Source organism: Shewanella khirikhana, assembly GCF_003957745.1.
Taxonomy (GTDB): Bacteria; Pseudomonadota; Gammaproteobacteria; order Enterobacterales; family Shewanellaceae; genus Shewanella; species Shewanella khirikhana.
Genome location: NZ_CP020373.1, coordinates 2298327 through 2318012 on the forward strand (window position 1 = coordinate 2298327; position 19686 = coordinate 2318012).

Annotated in this window: 17 protein-coding genes; 3 read left to right on the forward strand and 14 right to left on the reverse strand. The window is 49.9% G+C overall.

Annotated elements, in window-relative coordinates; genetic code table 11:
* Positions 1-6 precede the first annotated feature (6 nt).
* The 6 genes from neuC to rfaH all read right to left on the reverse strand — a co-directional run bounded on the left by neuC (position 7) and on the right by rfaH (position 8757).
* On the reverse strand, positions 7-1185 hold the full coding sequence (gene neuC / locus STH12_RS10065) for a UDP-N-acetylglucosamine 2-epimerase (protein ID WP_126167419.1): 1179 nt from the start codon (positions 1183-1185) through the stop codon (positions 7-9).
* A 10-nt stretch (positions 1186-1195) separates the two neighbouring features.
* A complete protein-coding gene (locus STH12_RS10070) occupies positions 1196-2341 on the reverse strand; it encodes a LegC family aminotransferase (protein WP_126167420.1) in 1146 nt (381 codons plus the stop codon).
* Positions 2342-2350: 9 nt separating this feature from the next.
* Positions 2351-3541 (reverse strand): UDP-N-acetylglucosamine 4,6-dehydratase, encoded by a 1191-nt coding sequence (locus tag STH12_RS10075; RefSeq protein WP_126167421.1) that lies wholly within the window; start codon positions 3539-3541, stop codon positions 2351-2353.
* A gap of 143 nt (positions 3542-3684) precedes the next feature.
* Complete coding sequence (locus tag STH12_RS10080; protein ID WP_126167422.1) at positions 3685-4659, reverse strand: Wzz/FepE/Etk N-terminal domain-containing protein; 975 nt, start codon at positions 4657-4659, stop codon at positions 3685-3687.
* An 83-nt stretch (positions 4660-4742) separates the two neighbouring features.
* On the reverse strand, positions 4743-7487 hold the full coding sequence (locus tag STH12_RS10085) for an SLBB domain-containing protein (protein WP_126167423.1): 2745 nt from the start codon (positions 7485-7487) through the stop codon (positions 4743-4745).
* 766 nt (positions 7488-8253) lie between these two features.
* Positions 8254-8757 (reverse strand): transcription/translation regulatory transformer protein RfaH, encoded by a 504-nt coding sequence (gene rfaH / locus STH12_RS10090; protein ID WP_126167424.1) that lies wholly within the window; start codon positions 8755-8757, stop codon positions 8254-8256.
* Positions 8758-9172: 415 nt separating this feature from the next.
* On the opposite strand from rfaH, the gene STH12_RS10095 reads away from it, so the two are divergent.
* The gene (locus tag STH12_RS10095) at positions 9173-10681 is read left to right on the forward strand and encodes a peptide MFS transporter (RefSeq protein ID WP_126167425.1); all 1509 of its coding nucleotides are present in this window, start codon (positions 9173-9175) and stop codon (positions 10679-10681) included.
* A gap of 275 nt (positions 10682-10956) precedes the next feature.
* Here the strand turns inward: STH12_RS10095 and STH12_RS10100 are convergent, their stop codons facing one another.
* A complete protein-coding gene (locus STH12_RS10100) occupies positions 10957-12063 on the reverse strand; it encodes a response regulator (RefSeq protein ID WP_126167426.1) in 1107 nt (368 codons plus the stop codon).
* A 67-nt stretch (positions 12064-12130) separates the two neighbouring features.
* The gene (locus STH12_RS10105) at positions 12131-12895 is read right to left on the reverse strand and encodes an MlaA family lipoprotein (RefSeq protein WP_126167427.1); all 765 of its coding nucleotides are present in this window, start codon (positions 12893-12895) and stop codon (positions 12131-12133) included.
* Between the two features lie 432 nt (positions 12896-13327).
* On the opposite strand from STH12_RS10105, the gene STH12_RS10110 reads away from it, so the two are divergent.
* Together STH12_RS10110 and STH12_RS10115 are read left to right on the forward strand one after the other, a co-directional pair.
* Complete coding sequence (locus STH12_RS10110) at positions 13328-14698, forward strand: hypothetical protein (protein ID WP_126167428.1); 1371 nt, start codon at positions 13328-13330, stop codon at positions 14696-14698.
* An 18-nt stretch (positions 14699-14716) separates the two neighbouring features.
* Entirely contained in the window at positions 14717-15019 is a 303-nt protein-coding gene (locus STH12_RS10115; RefSeq protein WP_126167429.1) for an EscU/YscU/HrcU family type III secretion system export apparatus switch protein, read from the forward strand.
* Positions 15020-15147: 128 nt separating this feature from the next.
* Here the strand turns inward: STH12_RS10115 and STH12_RS10120 are convergent, their stop codons facing one another.
* The 6 genes from STH12_RS10120 to STH12_RS10145 form a co-directional block, all read right to left on the reverse strand.
* Positions 15148-15549 (reverse strand): DUF2802 domain-containing protein, encoded by a 402-nt coding sequence (locus STH12_RS10120; RefSeq protein ID WP_126167430.1) that lies wholly within the window; start codon positions 15547-15549, stop codon positions 15148-15150.
* Positions 15550-15615: 66 nt separating this feature from the next.
* Positions 15616-16107, reverse strand: a complete 492-nt coding sequence (locus STH12_RS10125; RefSeq protein ID WP_126167431.1) for a chemotaxis protein CheW — start codon at positions 16105-16107, stop codon at positions 15616-15618.
* 7 nt (positions 16108-16114) lie between these two features.
* Positions 16115-17266 (reverse strand): chemotaxis protein CheW, encoded by a 1152-nt coding sequence (locus tag STH12_RS10130; protein WP_237158828.1) that lies wholly within the window; start codon positions 17264-17266, stop codon positions 16115-16117.
* 25 nt (positions 17267-17291) lie between these two features.
* Positions 17292-18083 (reverse strand): ParA family protein, encoded by a 792-nt coding sequence (locus tag STH12_RS10135; RefSeq protein ID WP_126167433.1) that lies wholly within the window; start codon positions 18081-18083, stop codon positions 17292-17294.
* Positions 18084-18119: 36 nt separating this feature from the next.
* Entirely contained in the window at positions 18120-18569 is a 450-nt protein-coding gene (locus tag STH12_RS21615) for a membrane anchored protein in chemotaxis locus (RefSeq protein WP_237158830.1), read from the reverse strand.
* Positions 18562-19674, reverse strand: coding sequence for a protein-glutamate methylesterase/protein-glutamine glutaminase (locus STH12_RS10145; protein ID WP_126167434.1), 1113 nt, complete (start codon positions 19672-19674; stop codon positions 18562-18564). Before STH12_RS10145 ends, STH12_RS21615 begins: the two co-directional genes overlap by 8 nt.
* Positions 19675-19686 lie beyond the last annotated feature (12 nt).

Consider the following 19686-nt stretch of genomic DNA (forward strand, 5'->3'; position numbering starts at 1 on the left):
ACAGCTTTACTCAATTGGTTCAAAGGATAAGTCATAAAACGACTTGCTAGGGTTAAAACGCAGTGACTTTATCATTGCTATTACTTGTGAACTGCTGTCACCCTGACCATAAGGGTTGTCGATAACTTCGTTGCCATTTTTATAGGCACCAGTAATGGCATTATTGATCGCTTGAGATATCTGTTCTTTGGTTGCCTGACAGTGCAACACACTTTTAGCAGCCAACCGCCCTTGTTGGCGTACGCCTATGTTCACCGTAGGCACACCGAAAGCCGGTACTTCGATGATGCCACTGGATGAATTCCCTATGACAGCACTGGCGTGCTTGACAGCACTTAGGTAACGTGTTTGCCCTAAAGACGGGATGGCAAGTACGCGTTGTGCATTCTCTGCCGCATACGCTTCGAGCAAGGGAATTATTCGCCGTCCACCATCATCCGCATTCGGATAAGTTAGAATTACCTGGTGCTCGGGATATGAGTCAAGCGCATCCAACAAAGCCTTAAAACTGTTCTCTGGTGACTCGTCTCCCAAAGTGACCGGGTGATATGTCACCAAGAAATATGGCTTGGTCAGAGAAAATTGAAGAGAACGGCCCAGCGCCGGCACATCCATAAATTGTGCTCGTTTTAAATGTTCGAGTCCAATTGCACCAATATTTTTTACACGATCCGGTGCTTCTCCTAGCTGTATCACACGCTGTCGATATGCTTCTGTCGACGTCCCATGTAAGTAACTCATTTTAGTGATCGCATGGCGAATTGCATCGTCATATGCACCTTCAGTGATCTCACCACCGTGTAAATGGACTACCGGAATACGCTGAATCATCGCGGTTTGCGCTGCAGCTAACGCTTCGAAACGGTCACCCAAAATAATAAATACATCAGGGGCTAACCGCGCCAGTGCATCTGCAAATCCTAAAACCGCCAGTCCCATGCTTTTCGCAATGCCAACTGAAGAATCCGATGAGAGTAAGATTTCGATTTTTTCGTCTATCTTGAAACCATCTTTTTCTATCTGCAGATATGTTTCACCGAATTCAGGGGACAAATGCATACCGGAGACGAGTAGTTGAAGCTGAAGTTCAGGGTCGGCTTCAATGTCTTTTAGAAGCCAAAAGAGCAGACCATACTCTGCTCTAGTGCCGGTAAACACCGCTACTTTCTTAATGTTGTCGCTCATATTCCTTTGCCTATCTACCCACAGGCGTACTCGGTAGGTTTATTAAATGAGCTTCAATAAACTCTGAATACGTAAGATCTCCACGAAAAGCATTTTCAAACATTGGCAAGCGGTGCATCAACTGCCAAATAGGACGTGTCATCACACCCGAAGCATTAGTCTCTTCTAACAGCGCATTACGCTGCTCTGGGTTGGCACAAATAACGGCGTTGAGCCAGTAGTTCGACTGCGCATACTCTGGTTCAACCACAAAAGTGGCGTCACTCCCAACGAAAAACTCGTGATATCGATGTGCCAATAAGCGTTTTTGTTGAAGATAACCTTCGATCGCCTCCATCTGTGCGCAACCCAGTGCCGCATTTAAGTTGGGCATACGGTAGTTAAAACCAGGCTCATCATGGAAGAATTCATAAGGATGCGGCACTTTCGCCGTGGTGGTAACATGTTTAGTGTGTTTCCCAGCCTCTTCTGTGGCACAAAGCACAACTCCACCGCCACCAGTGGTAATGATTTTATTGCCGTTAAAACTAACTGCACCAAAATCGCCTAAAGTCCCGGTGTGCTTGCCTTTGTAGAAAGAACCCAGACTTTCAGCTGCATCTTCCACTAGAACAAGCTGCCATTTAAGACAAATTGCTACCAGCTCATCGAGCTGAACTGGGTGACCGAATGTGTGCATTGGCACGACAGCTTTAATTCTTCTACCCGTTTGCTTATGGACACACCCTTCATTAGTGATCTCAGCATTTTCTGCTAAGAATGCTTCAAGAGCCTTTGGGCACAGCCCTAAGCTAACTGGAGATACGTCAACAAAAATCGGTTCAGCACCCATGTGATAGAGCGCGTTACAAGTCGCTACAAAAGTCAGCGCCTGTGTAATGACCAAATCACCACGTTCGACGCCCGCCATGTACAGCGCAGCGTGCAGTGCGGCAGTGCCATTAACAGTTGCGACCGCTCGCGCACTCCCTGTAAAGGCTTCCATTTTACGCTCGAACTCATCAACAAACTTACCCACACTGGATACAAAAGTGCTGTCGATGGTTTCCATCACATACGCTTTTTCATTGCCATCAAAAATGGGCGCATGCAGTGGAATGAAGTCGTTGGTTTGGTAAATGTCACGAACAAACTCGACAATCAATGACGGTTTCATGCTCATTCCTTACATCTTGCTGTCGAGGTATTTACCCGTTTCTTTATGGCCAAAGTCAGGGATCATGGTAAAGAAGAGTTCTACGATCTGTTCTTTAGTCCAAGACTTATCAGCTTTCATCAGAGCAATTTTTTCTTCAAACACAGTCAACAACTCTCGCTGATAAAGAAGTTCATTTTTAATAATCCCGAGATTTTCAAAACGCTCCATATCAAGCACTTCCCTATCTGTGAAAAACTCTTCAAAATCTTTTTCACCAGTCGTATCACTTGCGGTAAAAAGACAAGGCCATTTACCTTCTGCAGGGAGGGTCTTCGCTAACTCTCGGGCATCATCTTCATTAGCACAAAAGTGTGGTTCGTAACCTCGCTGCTTGAGGAATTTCACAGCAATATCAGCAAATGTGATTAAATGCAGAGCTTCACTCAGTTTTGGGAAAAAAATGTCTCTATTCTCGCCAAAAATGCAAGACATCAAACAAAGTTCGCCCGACTCCTGTGGAGTGACAAAATATCGTTTGATGTCATTTGGTGCGACTATTGGCTGGCCTTTTTGAATGCGCTGGTTAAAACCGTGCAGCAACGAACCATCGGAAAAGGCCACATTAGCAAAACGTGCAGTTGAGATTGCAATTTGCTCGCTTTTACGCATTAAAAACATTTCCATAATGCGTTTGGATGCACCCATCATATTGACTGGATTAGCAGCTTTGTCAGTAGAAACGCAAAAGTATTTTTTAACACCAGCATCAATCGACTGCTGTATTGTTTTCTCTGTGTTGAACACGTTGACATCAATCATGCGCATTAAGGTAAAAGGGTCTTTCTCGCTGCGGACATGCTTAAGGGCTGACAAGTTCAATACGTAATCATATTGACCATCAGCCTTTATGAAGGCGTCGTATTCGAACGAGCCTATATCTAAAGCAAATGTTTGGAAATCACCCTCAATATAGCCAAATGAACTACGAATATCTCGCACTAACTCAACCATATTGTTTTCGCTAATGTCCACCACATGGAGCTTTTGTGGATTGCGTTTAAAGATTTCTTTGGTAACGGCTTGGCCGATTGAACCAGCACCACCTAATACGAGGAATCTAGATTGCGATACAATACGCTGTAAATCTTCACCATTAAGGCGTATATCTTCAGAAAATAACTCTTTTTCACGTCCAATCAATGACAATATATTGCTCATTAACTTTCATCCCCAAATAATTTAATTCAAGATTTATTTTGCGAGATATTATTATTCACGACACTCATTCAAAATCAGCATCGTCTAATTACACATAAAGTTCATCATGCGCGAAATACCTATCGCAGATCAAGCCAGAAGCTTCACTTATCATGATTCCTAATGAAATGCCTTAATAGTACAATCATAATCGCGATCGTAACTCCAAACATGGTCACCAATATGCAAACTAATGCTCTCTTTGGTTTTGCTTTTTCTTCCGGGATCAAGGCTGGATCTAATGTTTTAAATACGTATTCATCGCGAACTTCAGCAAACATGATAGTCTTGGCCTGTTCTTCTACTAACTTGTACAGAATGGCGCGAATATCAGCAACATTTGTGAGTTGAATCTGTTTGTTCAAAAATTCGGTGCTGCGCTCGGCCTCACCAACTTCGCGCTCTTTCATCACCTGATTGATATCTGCGACTAGCCAATCAACCCAATGTTTTGCAATAAAAGGAGATTGATGCTCAACGGCAAGTTTTACCAAACCGCTGTCCTTATCTTTACTCACACTGAGAATTTCTAAAAACGCTTTATGAGCCTCTAACAATGAAGGTTCTGATTTAAAGGGTGGAGGCATTTTACGCACCCAGCTTTTCGTTTCTCCGTTATAAAGCTCAGGGTCGAAACTAAGTACATTATCGTCTATATGCCATTTATCTACGGCCATCAATTCAGGTAGAATTTGATGCCTTTCAATAAAATCGCCTAAAAACCGACGCGACTTTAGCACTTCGATGGCAAGCTGGGTTTTATCTGTACCATTAGTCCCACCCAAGTTAATACCAGCCATACTGGCGAGACCTCCGAATTGCGAAGTGAGTGCTGCTAGACCACCGCTGCTGCCTTCACTACTTGCAGGCGCCAACAGTGCCTCGGCCTTGTAAATGTTAGGTTGATTAATCGCAAAAATTATTGAACCAGTTGCAAATATTGCTGTGATTGCAATGATAAGCCACTTACCTTCCCAGATAACGCTAAAGACCTCTCGAAGATCAATTTCATCTGAATTCACTGACGGTTTAAGCTGCTCAAGTTTGACATCTGGATAACTTTTAATATGATTGGCCATAATTATATTTTGGTCGTTGTTCTGGTTTATCCAAGAAGGCGTTACGCCCTCCATCACGTGTTGAATTGACGATTTTTAGGCCTTTAGAGTCCTGAAATAGTTGCTACTGCCACGGCGGTGTTGTAGATGATCTGAGTAATCTGGCTCCAGAGTGTAAGGTTGTCTTTGTACTCTGTATCCAATGGCACAATGATGGTGTCACCAGCCATGAGTTCATCTTCAGCGCTGAACCAGAATGAGCCTCTCGGCAGCATTACCGAACCATTTGCTTTGATTACATATGTTCTATCATCATCGGCACGCTTACGGGCGCCACCTGACATGGCGATATACTGCTGCAGTGTGATGCCATCTTTGTAACGATGGGAGGTGGGATGCTGAACTTCACCCATCACAGCGATGGTTTGGCGAGTTGATGGCACATAAAGCACGTCATCCTGCTCGAGTTGGATATCGGCTTCTGTTACGCCTACTGACAGCGCGGGCAGATCGACCACAAGACGGCCTACAGCTTCAATCATCTCAAGGTCTTTGAGCATTAACTGAGCTTCGCTGTAGTTCAGAACGTTTCCATCTTTGGAAACGCCACGGGTTGCCAGATCACGGCGCAGTTGGTCAGCCAGCTTTTTAATTTCGATCTGCTCTTGCTTACGCACGCTCTCACGCACAAATACCGCCGAAGGCAAGTAGGCAAAGTCGGTGTACCCACCAGCCCTTGCAATCACTTCCGACAGTGTCTCACCGCGGCGAATACTGTAAACACCAGGGAACTTCACTTCGCCGCGAATTTCTACGGTTTGAGTTTCCTGCCATTCGGGGGTTGTCATTACAGTGAGGCTGTCTCGCCCTTGCAGACGCAGATTCTCTTCGCCTCCCGAGAGAGCAGCTGCTAAATCGACGTTGATGTGCTCCAGAGTAGAACCGTTCGCGTCGATATTAGTACGACTCAACTCAGCACGTACAGTGTAAGCGCCTTCTTTAAGCCCACCAGCGGCCTTTACAAGCGACTTGACCGACGCATTTTGACTCAACGGATAGACACCAGGGTGACGAACCTGGCCAGCAACGGAGACAAGCTTTGCGCCCTGCCCTGCCCGGCTTTGACTGGTCAGTTTAGAAACAACAGGATAGAGCAACTCTTCACGGCTCATCACCCCAGAGAGACGAATTAGGTCGCGGTCATCGAACAAATTGGCCAGCATTTTTGCCACTTCGTCGGCAACCAGTTGTTCTTCTTCTGCCTTATCCTGGTCAATGACAACCCCAGCCAATTCAGTGCGCGACTTGAGCTTCTTCTGATTGATGCTACTGAAACCTGCTTTAAAGATATCCCCTTGGATAAGCGAGTCACCTTTAAGCTCACTGACCTTGGCAACACGGCTCTTTACCAGACGATTCAGCTCATATCGGTTTTGAGTATCATCACTGAAGCTGAAGATAACAATTTTATCTCTGGCAGCTAGCTGAAGGTTTTCAGAGGATGCCGGAGTTGAGATTGCGTGTCCGGGGGCAAATTGCAATACCTCAATATCTCCGAACTGATTTACTTCGCGAACAACCAAACCAAAGTCAAGATCAGCGTTAATCTCCAAATCCCCCCAAATCGAAGGAAGAATGTCACTTACGCGCTTACCTTGTGCCCACTGATATTTACCCGGGCGTACCACGGCACCAACGACTGTGATGGCATTATCAAATTGGGCTGACGCACTTTTAACCCGGATATAATCGCCTGGCTTGGCAGAAACCGACAAACCTTTGGTAGAAGTTAAATCCAGATTGATAAGTGTTTTAAGACCGTCTGAACCGAACCGTTCTAGCACGCTTTGTTTGGGGTAAGCACCAGGCATGAGTCCTGCTGCCATGCTGACCACATCCTTTACCGTTTCACCCTTTTTAAGCTCGTATATTGCCGGGCGACGTACTTCTCCATCGACAGATACCAAACCGCCAACGGCAGGAATAAACACCACGTCGCCGGATTGCAGTCGAAGGTCTTTGGACGCATCACCTTTGAGGAGCAAATCGTAAAGGTCAAGTGAACCAATCAACTTACCGTTTCGCTTGAGTTGAATGTTACGCAGTGAGCCAATCTCATTGATACCACCGGAAACGAACAGCGCCTGGGTGATAGTTGACAGGCTGGATACCGTGTATGAACCAGGTTTATAGGCATCACCAGCCACGAAGATACGGATTGAGCGCAGCTCTCCCATGGTGATGCTGGCCTGAATACCAATCATCGACTTGGCAATCTTATCCAGCAGCAGGCTACGGGCTTCGGAGAAACTCATACCAACCAAGGAAATGGGGCCTAAATCGGGGAACTGCACTGTACCGTCACGGCCAACAGTCAGGCTGAAATTCTTATTTTCCTTCCCGTAGAGCTGAACATTCAGTGTGTCGCCCGGGCCAATTTGATATTCCGCTGGCACCGGCGCATCCGAAACTGGCGCAAAAGTGGAAGGCTCTCCGGCAAACAGTTCGTATCCAAAACGCTTAAGCTCGCTTTTTGACGCGTCCTGTGAGAAATCTACGGAGTCGTCTTTAGATTTCTTCTTGCCTTCTTTGTCTTTGTCCAAATCCCGCTCTGATAGCCTCTCGGACATCAACTCTGGCTGTTCAAGCCTCTTGCTACCTTGGGTAGTGCCGCCAAGCATGGACGGATCGATACCGTACTGACGTGCAATGCGCTCCTGCTCAGACTTTGGCAAGTTTTTGAACTGTTCAATCATCTGCGGTGACGGAGTTATCGCCGCGCTTGGTCCCCCAACCAAAACCAGCGCACTAACGCTGGCAATCATCAGTCGTTTTAGTTGTTGTAACACCAGATGTCTCCGTTTTTTTAGGTGATTAAACGTAATGAAATAGATTTTTAGCGTTTGAGTGGGCTATCCCAACGGCAGGCAGTCACTTTTAAAAAAGCCCTGCTGGTTAGTAATGAGCCAAGTGCATAAGCTCTTGCGGCATCCCTAATAGTCACTCAACAATAGTCACTCAACAAATAGAGAGAGTAAGGTTATCCCCTCACAATCCTTCAGGCGCACTATCGAGCCGCGTGGCACGCCTGCGGGGTCTATGACATGCTCCCTGCATGTCACCCTGTGGGCCAGCTAAAGCTGTTAATGATTGCTCCCGGCAATCATTTTCGGCGTCCACTAACGAACAGAAACTATTCTGTTCGTTGCCCTTCAGGCACGCTACCGCCCATGGATTTCGGCTTCCAACGTGCCCCTCGCAATGCGAGATTCTTATTTTTCAGAGAGTTGCGAAATAATCTAATGCTTAACACTTGCTTGCGGCTAGATCACAACTCATAAAGCACAGAGGTGAAAGTGAGTTTCAACTCTGTGCCGAAAAGCTATCGAACCTTGGGATTCTACCCCACGTTCAGTCGTGTTTCAGTCGAAAAAGCGACCAAACAACATGATAAGCGTCCGATTTTTAAACACTTTTGGTGACAAGATTTTGTCGCCAACTTTCAGTAAGCCTCAACTCCTTGTACTGACTGAATTTTTCCAGCCATAAAAATGACGAAAGCCACAGCAACTATAGACGCTACTATGGCAAATGTCTTACAACCTTTGAGGGGGCTTACGCACATATACGGGAAATGCTGGACTGTTCCACATCAAGCTGCTTTTGTTGTCCCATAAACTCAAACAACACCAAACAGCGCTTAAGGCCATCCTGCTCAAGAAAGATGGCTTCCAAATCAGTGAAAGGACCTTCACAGAATTTAACCTTGTCTCCAGCACGCAGTGCAACTTCTTCAGGCAGCTTTTCCAGCTGCAGTTCACGCCTTTTAATGGCGCGAATAAGTGAGTCTTCCAGCGGTGTCATATCTTCACGGCAGCCCACGATACGGGCCACACCGCGGGTGGCATGGATACTGCGCACACTGGTGACGGAGGGGTCAAAATTCAGAAACAGATAATTGGGAAATAACGGAGATTCGGCGACAGAAACCTCACCACCCTTGGCCCTCACCTGCCGACGATACATCGGAAGATAAGTTTCCAGGTTTTGCAATGCGAGATTTTGCTGCGCCCGCGCTTCATTGCGGGGCTTACAGTAAACGAGATACCAAGCCTTCATCTGTCGTCTCTTTACGGTTGAGTGACGTCCCTTCACGGCCGTAGAGCATACCAAAACCAACCCTTCTTTTGAACCAAAATTTGCAGCTCAAGATCGTCTGTTCAGCAATCGTTCAATCGCCCCCAAACCCGGCGCCATCGGTTAAATTCAACTCGGCGAACCGCCGGTAAAATTGACACATCCAGCCTTCAAAGGGTATATAAAGGTGGCCTTTTTGGCTAAATTCCGACGAATGTCGGTGTAATTATAAAAATCACGTAAAGGTGCCTTAACGTTTCTGGCAATAAGAGACATACAAACTTCAAGTAACACAAACACTTGAACCAATGTGTTTCCAGCCGGAATGAATGCATCGTTTAATTTTTCTGCAAGACCGATACTTGCGGGCAATCACAAGCTTAAGGTGGAAGACTTAATGAGCGTAAATTCCCAAGGTACGATGCTCGGGCATCCAAAGGGGCTGTTCCTCCTGTTCACCACAGAACTCTGGGAACGATTCAGTTACTATGCCATGCGCGCCATTTTGGTGCTCTATCTGGTAGATCAGGTAAACAATCAAGGCGGCGGTGGTTTGGGCTGGACCCAGGCTGACGCACTGAGACTCTATGGTACCTTCACCGCACTGGTTTACCTCACGCCGCTTTTCGGTGGCTGGCTAGCCGATAACTTCCTGGGTCAACGTAAAGCAATCTACATTGGTGGCGCTCTGATGGCCGCAGGACAATTCCTGCTGGCAACGCCTCATACCTGGATCCCAGGAATGGAAACCGAAGTCTTTTATCTTGGTTTAGGTGTACTTATTCTGGGTAATGGTCTCTTCAAACCCAACATTTCCACCATGGTGGGTGACCTATATCAGGAAGGTGATCACCGTCGTGATGGCGCTTTCACCATCTTCTACATGGGCATCAACCTGGGTGCGGCGCTGTCTGGCTTCGTCGTAGCCTGGGCCTACACCAACTTTGGTCACACTGAGCTGGTAGAGGGTAAAGAAGTGCTGATCAACAACTGGCAGGCAGGCTTCTTCTGTGCCGGTGTTGGTATGGTGCTGTCGCTGATCATTCAGTTCCTGTTTGCCAAAAAGCTCTTGGGCAATATCGGTACTGTTCCCGCTGCCAAGCTTGAACGCCAGAAAAACGCTGAAAAAGGTGAAGTTCGTAAAGAGCCACTGACTAAGGTCGAGCGCGATCGTATTAAGGTCATCATGGTGATGGGCCTGTTTACCATCATCTTCTGGGCTGGTTTTGAGCAAGCTGGCGGCCTGATGAACCTGTTCACCAACGACTTCACCGACCGCATGGTTGGCACCTTCGAAGTCCCAACTACCTGGTTCCAGTCGCTGAACGCCATCTTCATCGTGCTGTTTGCGCCTGTAGTGGCTTCCATCTGGATCCGCATGGGTAACCGTGAACCTAACTCTCCGGTGAAATTCGCTCTGGGCCTCGTTCTGCTTGGTATTGGTTTCCTGTTTATGATCGGTGCCGTGGTTGAAATGGGTGGCGACCCAACTGCCAAGTCCAGCATGTGGTGGCTGGTTGGTGCCTACTTCTTCCACACCATGGGTGAGCTGTGTCTGTCTCCTATCGGTCTGTCTATGGTGACCAAACTGGCTCCGCTGCGTATTGCTTCGCTGATGATGGGCGCCTGGTTCCTGTTTATCGCTGCGGCAAACAAGGTTGCAGGCCTGGTAGGTTCCTTCATTGGCCACGGCGGTGAGAAAGAAGAGCAACTTGCCAACGCTATGTCTATCTTCGCCGGTATCGCCATTACCGCTGCCATTTCAGGGGTTATCCTGTACTTTATGGCCGACAAGCTGGTTGACTGGATGCATGGTGCTGAGAGCAAGACTCACCACACCGAAGAAGAAGCGCTGGAAGAAGAAATTGCCGTTACTGGCGAGCATGAAGCGATGAAGCGCAGCTAATATCGATTCGGCAGTTTTGCCGGGATTAAAAAAAGCCTCCATTGGGAGGCTTTTTTATTGGTTTAAATTGCGCTTCTTGTTCAAACGCGACTCGGAATATTAAAAGGCATCAGTAAATACAATGCCGTAATTAATATCATCCGGGCTCATCTGTTGCTACAAACCAACGAGCTTGACGGGCGTTTTATCCCGCTATACGCGTGCGCAAGCGAATATCGAGCATGGGACAAAACTGAGATAAACCAATTAATCCCCCACCGAGCGTATGAGCCTAATCAGCTGAAACTTGCCTGCACATATCCCCCCGCCAGCACTCCATCGCTGCACACCAGTCCTTCGAAGCGGTTGTTCAGCAGCATCTCCCTGTGAGTTGGGTCGGATGTGGCGATGCACAGGCTCTCTCCGGGCAGCAGAGAGCGAAACTGACTGCTTGGCTTGCCCCAGTCGAGTAAACCGAGTTGCAGCGCATCTGGCAGCGCCAGTGGCGATAGTCCTTTTTCATTCCGTAAGTAACAGCGCAAACCATGCCCAGCTTGAGAAATAGACGCCCGGAAGTGTTTAAGCTCAATGGCGGCGTACACAATATCAACCGTGATCTCGAGCCCAGACTTTACGATACGCTCATTTAAATAGCTGAGCATGTTATAGGGCTCAATCACAGCACTGCTCACACCGTTGCGATAAGCCTTCAGCTTGTGGTTTACAAAACTTCGCAGCAGCACACTGGCAAAGGCAGCGCGGTTATCTTCCGGATGAAAATGCGCCATGTAAAACACCAAATGCTCACTGTCAGCCATAGTGGAGTCGATAAAAAACGCGCTGATGCCATCATTCTTGTACAGGCTGTAATCAATACGTGCCTGGGGATAGAGCACCTGGGATGCGGGAAACAACTCTTTTTGGATGTGTTTGGCAGCTTCGGTATTTTGCTCGAGTACCTTCAGATTTTCTTCAAGCTCAACCCGTGAGAGCTCATCCAGATCCTGAATTTCACTGCCCTGCTGCACCTGATTGCCAAGGCTTTGGCGAATGGATTGTTCGATGATATAAAGATCGGATACCGGCTTAACCAGATAGTCTGACGCACCGATACGCAGTGCTTCGACCACATCGGCCATTACGTTATTGCCGGAAATAACAATGGAAGGCATGGCGGGGTCGAGCCGATACATCTCCCGCAGCATATCGAGACCACCCAGGTTAGGCATACTCAAATCGGCCAGCACCACATCAAAGTTTTGCCGCCGGAACCAATCAAGCCCCTGAACCCCGTCGTCCGCCTCGGTGACCATGGCGCCACGACTGTCCAAAAATGACGCGACGACCCTGCGAAACACAGGATCGTCTTCAACCAACAACACAGAAACGTCTTTCAGCGCCATATACTTCCCTCTGGGAGCTGATAGCGCCGGGTGAAAATCACCTCAGTTGAGAGCCTGTTTCAGGCTGCTAATCCAGCTCCTGCAAATATTCGTCAAGCAGCTCATCATCATCTTGATTTGATGGAACATTCCCATCATACACCTTGTAATCCATATACTGAAGATAGGCATCCTTGACAAAGGTGTAAGGATCGAGAGCGTTGTCGAGAAGCCGCTCTTGATCAATGGCTTCGGTACGGGTGTGAAGGCTCTTGAGGCCCCATTTCACCACCGATTGCCACATGGTGAACTCTGATAGAGGAAAGTATAGTCCATCGACCCAATCGGTCGCGAGTTCGCGGGTAACATATGGCCCAAAAAAAGGTGCCATAAAGTATGGGCCGTTTGGCACGCCGTAGTAGCCCAGCACTTCGTTGAAGTCGTCCTGCTTGCGCGGCATGCCCATCATATCTGCCACATCAATTACCCCAAGCAGGCCCACCGTGGAGTTCACCACAAAGCGGCCACCGGCGTTGGCCGCCCAACCAAACTTACCCTGCAGGGTGTTGTTGACCAAGGCACTTGGCTCTTCAAGATTACGCACAAAATTGTTCACGCCCGACTTTACCGGCCGCGGCACATAATCTTTATAGGTGTGGGCAACCGGCCGATAGATGTACCGGTCCAGCACATTGTAGTTAAGGTCCCACATGGCGCGGTTGAAACCTTCGAACGGATCTCGGGGGTCGTTGTAGACAACCTCAACCATTTCCTGCGGTGTATTGTCGGTTTGCTCAGCCTGAGCGAACCCCGCCAATAACATCAGTGGCAGGGTAATCCATTTCAACTTCATAAATCTCTCTGTTTACTTCGCCTGAATTGGCTTTAGAAAGCGGCTCGGCGGACGATATGAATAACAGGGCCCGGTAAAAAGGCTTCAGCCTTAAGTGCTTCAGCCTTAAGTATTGCCTCGCTTTGACGGCTAAGCATACTTCCCCATACGATAAGGTCAATCAGTAATTTGTGAAATTTGATGACTGCCCACAGCAAGCAGATGAGCCTGACAATGACAGATATCCCAGCATTATCCGCTACCCAAGGTCCCCGCAATGTCGCGGGCGGCTCGTCATTGGTCACGATACCAGTGACCATAAGCGGTACAGCCGCTGGCATCACACTGCAGACCGCAAACGCAAGTTTTACTATAACTCAATCACTTAACGGTGTGCAGCTGCAAGCGCTGCTGAAACATCCGCTGCTACTGCGTTTGCCGCAGCAATCGTTAGTGTCTGCAACCGACCTCAATGCCGTGCTATTCAGGGTAGGCCAATCCAGCACATTTCCGCTGCCGCCGGCACTGGCGGCGCTCATTCCCAAAACGGGTGATGACCGGAATAAGCTGCTTGCACAGGCCCGTGGCAGCCAGGGTTATTTACTGGGGCTCGCCAAAGTAGAAGCTGGCAAGCTTAAATTTGATTCAGGTCAGGTGTTTCCGGCGCCAAAGGGCGCAGCGAGCGGTATCGTCAGGGCGCGCCTTGGACTGAGGGGCGGCGAACTTTCGTTACTGCTTGATGCTATAGACGAGGAACTGCCGGTAACCCTCTCACGGATTACGCAAAAAGATAGTTCCCTGACGGCTATTTCTTCGCAAATCAGCGAAGTGCAAGCCCGATTTCGAACCACGCCGCAGGCGCTTCTTGTCAGCATGGAAAAGAAACTGCTCGCCACATCGGCAGCCGGACAAACTGCAAGAGAGACATCCCGACAGCAACCTGGCGCAGAAGCGATAACCTCAACAATAGGCCAAAGCCGCGAAGCGGGCACTTACACAGCCACAAACCGCTTAAGCTCAGCGTTAGAGAAAACCGGTGCGCTCTTGCCACAAACAGACTCAGATCCTACCACCACAGAGCGCAGCAACTTCGAGCCCGCAAGGCGCCTGCTCGCGCTGTTAAAACCGCTGCCGGTCAACGCTCTGATGGGCGCAGACGCCATGCGAAGCGCTATCGAAAGTGCTGCGAGCAGTTCGCTGCTGCCAAAGCAGCTCAGCATCGCCGAGCTGTTTCAATCCCAGCCGCTTGCACTGGTGTTTCAGTTACTCCTTGGTGGTATGGCGTTAAAGCAGGAGCAACCACTTACCCCGCTGCTGCAAACCTGGATTTCGCTGCTTGCCAAAAAAGCGGGACTCAGCAGCCAGGATTTAGCCCAATTGGCCTCTGACGAACTGCTTGACGATGTCAGCAAGCTTGCCACCAGTCGCCGCGAGCTGGTGACAGCATCCAATGAAAGAGCGGGCTGGTACTTTGCCCTGCCCTATCTTTTGGGCGACCGGCAGCAAACCCTCGAAGGCCACTTCCAAAGGCACAATCGCCGCAACGCCGACGACAGCAGCGCATGCCTTTGGCAATTAAAACTCAAATTCTCTCTCACCGAGGGCGAGCTGATGGTAAAGGCAAATCGGCGTCAAAGTGACTTATCTGTCACCTTCATCAGCCCCGCGCCGCAGCTTACACGCAGGATCAGCAATTTTGTCCCCATACTGAGTGAGCACTTACAGGCACTGGGTTTTGCCATTGGCCAAGTTCAGTGCCAACAGGGTAAGGTGCCCCCTTCCCTGCTGCCAGATGAGCAGTTCAGTTTCGATTTGCGGGTGTGATTATTTGCGGGGGTGATTATGAGCCAAAATGAAAAAATTGCCGTGGCCTTACAATATGACGGCGACGGGGCACCCAGAGTGACCGCCAAGGGCGAGGCGCTGCTGGCAGAGGAGATTATCGCCCTTGCCAAAGAATGTGGCGTGCATGTCCACGAAGACCCGGCGCTGGCAAATTTTTTGGCAACCCTTGAGCTTGATGAACCCATTCCAAGGGAACTGTTCGTGCTGATAGCCGAGCTGTTGTCGTTTGTGTATATGCTCGATGGCAGATACCCGGAAGAATGGGCAAGACTGCATCATAAAATCAGCGCATCGGCCTAGGTTTTACTGCATTAAAAAAGCCGCCCCAAGGCGGCTTTTTTAGTTAGGTGACCAGTAACGGCGGAACTTAGGCCAAAAGCTGTAAAAGTGTTTAGGGTGCAATAACAGCAGCAGGCCAGCAGGATGCTTCAGCGATTGCCGTGAAGACGCAATAACAGCTCAGCTTCGGCTCTCGGGAGCTCGCATTCGGCCATCAACTCATCAATCCCAGCCCCCAGAGACACCATCTTCATGGCACGGGTATACAGCCTTGCCTGTGGGTCCTGTTCACGGGTTTCATCAATGCGGGCGTCTTGCTGGGCCAGCTTTTTCTCAAGCTCAAGGACCCTTTTACCAACGCCGATGGTGCCACTTCTGAGTTCGTGCAGCTCGCGTTTAACACTTTCACGTTGCTTATCAGATTCTTTGAGCAAGGTCGCCAGCGCATCCACCTTGGTTCTGAGTTTGCCAAGCTGCTTTTGCAGGAACAAAACCAATCCCAAACAGGCGATAACATAAACCAGAGCAGCTATCAGAAACCCATTTTCCATTGAATGCCACAACTCCTTTAAATACGCCAAAGGCCGCCATTCAGGCGGCCTTATCGCAAAACTGCCTTAGATTTGAGCGAGTTCAGCCCACTCTTCATCAGAGAGCAGTTTATCCAAATCCACCAGGATCAGCAGCTCGTTGTCACGGTTGCTGACGCCCTGGATAAACTTGGCGCTCTCTTCGGTGCCCACATTGGGGGCATTATCGATTTCAGAGCGGCGCAGGTAAACCACTTCGGCCACGCTGTCGACCAGAATACCAATAACCTGCTTTTCCGCCTCAATAATCACGATACGGGTAGAATCATCCACCTCGGAAGATGGCAGGCCAAAACGGGAACGGGTATCGATAACGGTTACCACGTTGCCGCGCAGGTTAATGATCCCCAGAACATAATGCGGCGCGCCGGGAACCGGTGCTATTTCGGTGTAACGCAGTACTTCCTGCACCTGCATTACGTTGATCCCGTAGGTCTCGTTATCGAGCCTGAAGGTTACCCACTGTAATACTGCGTCATCCTTACCGGCTGCTACAGCCACATTTCTTGAGTCTGTCATATCTACCTCAGTTAATAGGATCCTGACAACCTAAACCCGCATTGAGCATCTGGATCAATGCCTGAACATTCAAGATGCCGCACATCTGCTCTTTTACCACACCGGCAAGCCAGGGGCGTTTCCCCGCGGTGGTTCGCCAGTTGACTTCGGATTGCTTAATCCGCACTGAGTTGACCAAGGTTTCACAGGCCAATCCCCAGTTACTGTCTTCTAATAATACAAGATATTGATAATTTACGCTTTGCGCCAGTTCTTCGTCGTATTTTTCCGGCATAACCCAAGCACAGGTGTCCACCAGGTTCAGCTGGGAGTCGCGGTGGGTCTGCACCCCCAAAAACCAATTGGGGCGGCCAAAGATTTGATTGATGCGATCAACCTTCACTATTCCGCCCAAGCTCACCAAGGGCACCGCAAGCGTCAGCCCCGCTACCTTAAAGAATAGTACCTGAAACTCATCATCGAGCTCGGCCTGCAAATCTTTTGTAATACTGGGCGGCGTGGCACCGGTTTGAGTCTGCAATACCGGGGCGCCGATATCCGTGTCAACGACAGGCAAACTCACCTCAGTTTCGGGTACCTGTGCCGTCGCTAACTTTGGCTCTGACTTAGTCTCTGGTGGAACCTCAACCTTTGGCTGCACTTCAACCGGCGTTGAGATTTCTACCTTTGTCTTTGTCGCCACCACAGCGTTAGCAGCAGTATCTGTCTCGGGCACTGTGGGTTGGGTAACCGTTTTGGGGTCAAACACAGGCGCCAGCAGCTTCTCCAGCGCCGCCTTATCGAGTACAGCCTTATCGACTGTGCCAGCTGACGCGTCCGTGACGGTCGCCTTTGGCGCCATCTTGGGCGTAACAAGTAGCGGAGAAGCTTTTATCTCTGGTGCAGCTTTGCCCCTTGTCGCAGCTTTTATCTCTGGTGCGGCTCTTGTCGTCGGTGTAGACGTTTGTACCAATGGCTTAGCCGTTTCAGGTACGCCTGTCCCTGCGGACTTGTTTGCTGGCTGCGCCTTTTCGCCTTTCAGCGCTGCTGGCGCGGCATCCTCACCGTTGGTGGCCGTCGCCAGCGATGAAGTATCATGCCCATCTGCTATTACGCCTGCGTTAAGCTTGGAAGCGGCAGCGTCCAGCTCGACAACCTCAGTCTCTTCACTCAGCAGCAAGCGAAAGAAGTCGACAACTGTCTCATCAACGGACTTTGACATGGTCAAACTCCCCTGCCATCAGAAACTCGAGCAGGCGCTCGTAGGCCTTAATTCCACGGGAACCCGGCGCATAGTGAGAGGCAGGTAAATGGGCAAGACTGGCATCACGAAACTTGGTATCAACCGGGATCACATCCGGCCATAAAGTATCGCCATAGAGCTGCGCCAATTTTTCCAGCGCAGCAGGCGACGCCTTGGTGCGCCTGTCGTACATAGTCGGCACCACGGTGTAGCTGTATTTGGTATTTTTGGAGCGACCCATCAGCTCCATGGTTTTAATCATACGATCCAGGCCCTTAATGGCCAAAAACTCGGTTTGAACGGGAATAACAATATGTTGGCTGGCTGCCAGGGCATTGACCATCAACACCCCCAGTACCGGCGGACAGTCAATCAAGGCAACATCATAATCGTCTTCCATCAGTTTAAGCAGATTACGCAGCACGAGCCCCATCCCCTCCTGATGGCCAAGCGCCCGGTCAAGGGTCGCCAGCGCCATGGTGGCTGGAATGAGGTCGAGGTTTTCCACCAGTGTTGGCACTGTGTGCTGACGGATAAGATCCCGTGTCAGTGATTTATGGGCGACGAAGACATCGTAGAGCGAGCCGGGGACTTCTTCAGAATCGATCCCCAGGTAGTATCCAAGGGACGCATGGGGATCTGTGTCCACCATCAGCACTCGTTTGCCCTGCTTGGCAAGAAGTCCTGCCAGGCTGGCTACTGTGGTGGTCTTACCCACGCCACCTTTTTGGTTTGCTATGGTCCAGACTTTCAAGTCTCAGGCTCCCGGATGCGCACTCGTTATTGTTATTCAGTTTTTCTCTTCACGGGTAGTAACCCGTATTCCACCATGGGGCAGCACTATCACTTTTACCCCATCATCGTTTTCCGAAATGACCTCTGGCACCAAGGCATCGGGAAGTGCCTCTTGATTGGGCACGGCAGCATCTGGTTTCAACGGGCCATCCGCCTTGGCTGCAGGGGATGGTTTTGCCCCGTCATTAGCTTTGGTCTCAACCCGCTTGAGCAACTGCTCGGTTTGCTGCGGATGGGACTCAAGCCAGGCTGCCAACGCTTCAGCCTGGTCATCCGGTACCATCAGCAGCACCTGGCTTGCCGCAAGCTCTCTGTTCTTGGCTTCCAAATTGGCAAACTTGTGCCTGAGGTCCAGATACAGAATGGTCATCACTGCACAGATAACCACCAACAAAAAAATCGACAACAGCCCCCACAGGGGCATTGCAGCCCTTTTATCAGCCACGGCCGGACTCTTTTAAGATAGCGTCCGCCATGTTGTCCAGGGAAATCGATTGTGTCGAAATCCCGGCCGCTGTCACAGCCTGAGGCATGCCATACACAACACAACTGGCCTCATCCTGCGCCCAGATAGTCGCGCCGACATTCTTGAGCATTCGGGCCCCTTCACGGCCGTCGGCGCCCATGCCGGTCAGCACCACAGCAAGCACATCACCGCCGTAGCTTTTTGATGCAGATGCGAAGGTAATGTCAACACAGGGCTTGTAGTTCATATCAGCGCTGCCAGCGACGATTTTCAGTCGTCCGGTAGCCCCGGACTTTTCAATCATCATCTGCATGCCGCCAGGCGCAAGATAGGCACAGCCGGGCTGCAGTACATCGCCATTGGCCGCTTCTTTTACCGAGATCCGGCACAAACCGTTAAGACGCTGTGCGAACGCCGGAGTAAAAGCTGCGGGCATATGCTGAATAAGCAATATCGGGAGCGGATAATTGGCCGGAAACTGGGTCAATACCTTTTGCAGTGCGACCGGACCACCTGTGGAGGTGCCTATGGCCAGCAGTCGGTAACTCTTGCCGCTGGCGCGAATGGGCGCACTCGGAGCAGGCGCCGCAGCACGCGGCTGCAACTGAGCCGGAGGCCGTGAGCCAATGGTCGGTCTCGCGACAGGTTCTGGCGCCGCAGGCCTTGAGGTGACCGGTCTGAAGACGCGTCGCTTACCCAAGGCCTTCACCCGCTGCTGCAGCAGCTTGGTGGCTTCATCCTTATTGGTCGCTATGTCTTCAAAACGTTTCGGCAAAAAGTCGAGCGCCCCGGCATCCAGAGCGTCCAGGGTAGCTTTTGCCCCATCATGGGTCAGCGAAGAAAACATCAGAATTGGCGTGGGCACCTTGGCCATGATTTCTCTCACGGCCGTGATCCCGTCCATTACCGGCATTTCGATGTCCATGGTAATGACCTGGGGCTTGTGCTCCTGTGCCATTCTGATGGCTTCCATGCCGTTGGCTGCCGTTGCGACTACTTCCAGCTCAGGGTCCTGATTCATGATCTCGCTGACCCTGCGACGGAAAAAGCTTGAGTCATCAACGACCAATACTTTTATTGTCATTTATGTTCCTGC

Excerpts from the sequence above, each read along its gene's own strand:
- STH12_RS10075 (WP_126167421.1), bottom strand. The coding sequence starts at position 3,541 with ATGAGCAATATATTGTCATTGATTGGACGTGAAAAAGAGTTATTTTCT.
- STH12_RS10100 (WP_126167426.1), bottom strand. The coding sequence starts at position 12,063 with ATGGCGCTGAAAGACGTTTCTGTGTTGTTGGTTGAAGACGATCCTGTG.
- STH12_RS10080 (WP_126167422.1), bottom strand. The coding sequence starts at position 4,659 with ATGGCCAATCATATTAAAAGTTATCCAGATGTCAAACTTGAGCAGCTT.
- neuC (WP_126167419.1), bottom strand. The coding sequence starts at position 1,185 with ATGAGCGACAACATTAAGAAAGTAGCGGTGTTTACCGGCACTAGAGCA.
- STH12_RS10105 (WP_126167427.1), bottom strand. The coding sequence starts at position 12,895 with ATGAAGTTGAAATGGATTACCCTGCCACTGATGTTATTGGCGGGGTTC.
- STH12_RS10120 (WP_126167430.1), bottom strand. The coding sequence starts at position 15,549 with ATGGAAAATGGGTTTCTGATAGCTGCTCTGGTTTATGTTATCGCCTGT.
- STH12_RS10145 (WP_126167434.1), bottom strand. The coding sequence starts at position 19,674 with ATGACAATAAAAGTATTGGTCGTTGATGACTCAAGCTTTTTCCGTCGC.
- STH12_RS10070 (WP_126167420.1), bottom strand. The coding sequence starts at position 2,341 with ATGAAACCGTCATTGATTGTCGAGTTTGTTCGTGACATTTACCAAACC.
- STH12_RS10095 (WP_126167425.1), top strand. The coding sequence starts at position 9,173 with ATGAGCGTAAATTCCCAAGGTACGATGCTCGGGCATCCAAAGGGGCTG.
- rfaH (WP_126167424.1), bottom strand. The coding sequence starts at position 8,757 with ATGAAGGCTTGGTATCTCGTTTACTGTAAGCCCCGCAATGAAGCGCGG.
- STH12_RS10115 (WP_126167429.1), top strand. The coding sequence starts at position 14,717 with ATGAGCCAAAATGAAAAAATTGCCGTGGCCTTACAATATGACGGCGAC.
- STH12_RS10125 (WP_126167431.1), bottom strand. The coding sequence starts at position 16,107 with ATGACAGACTCAAGAAATGTGGCTGTAGCAGCCGGTAAGGATGACGCA.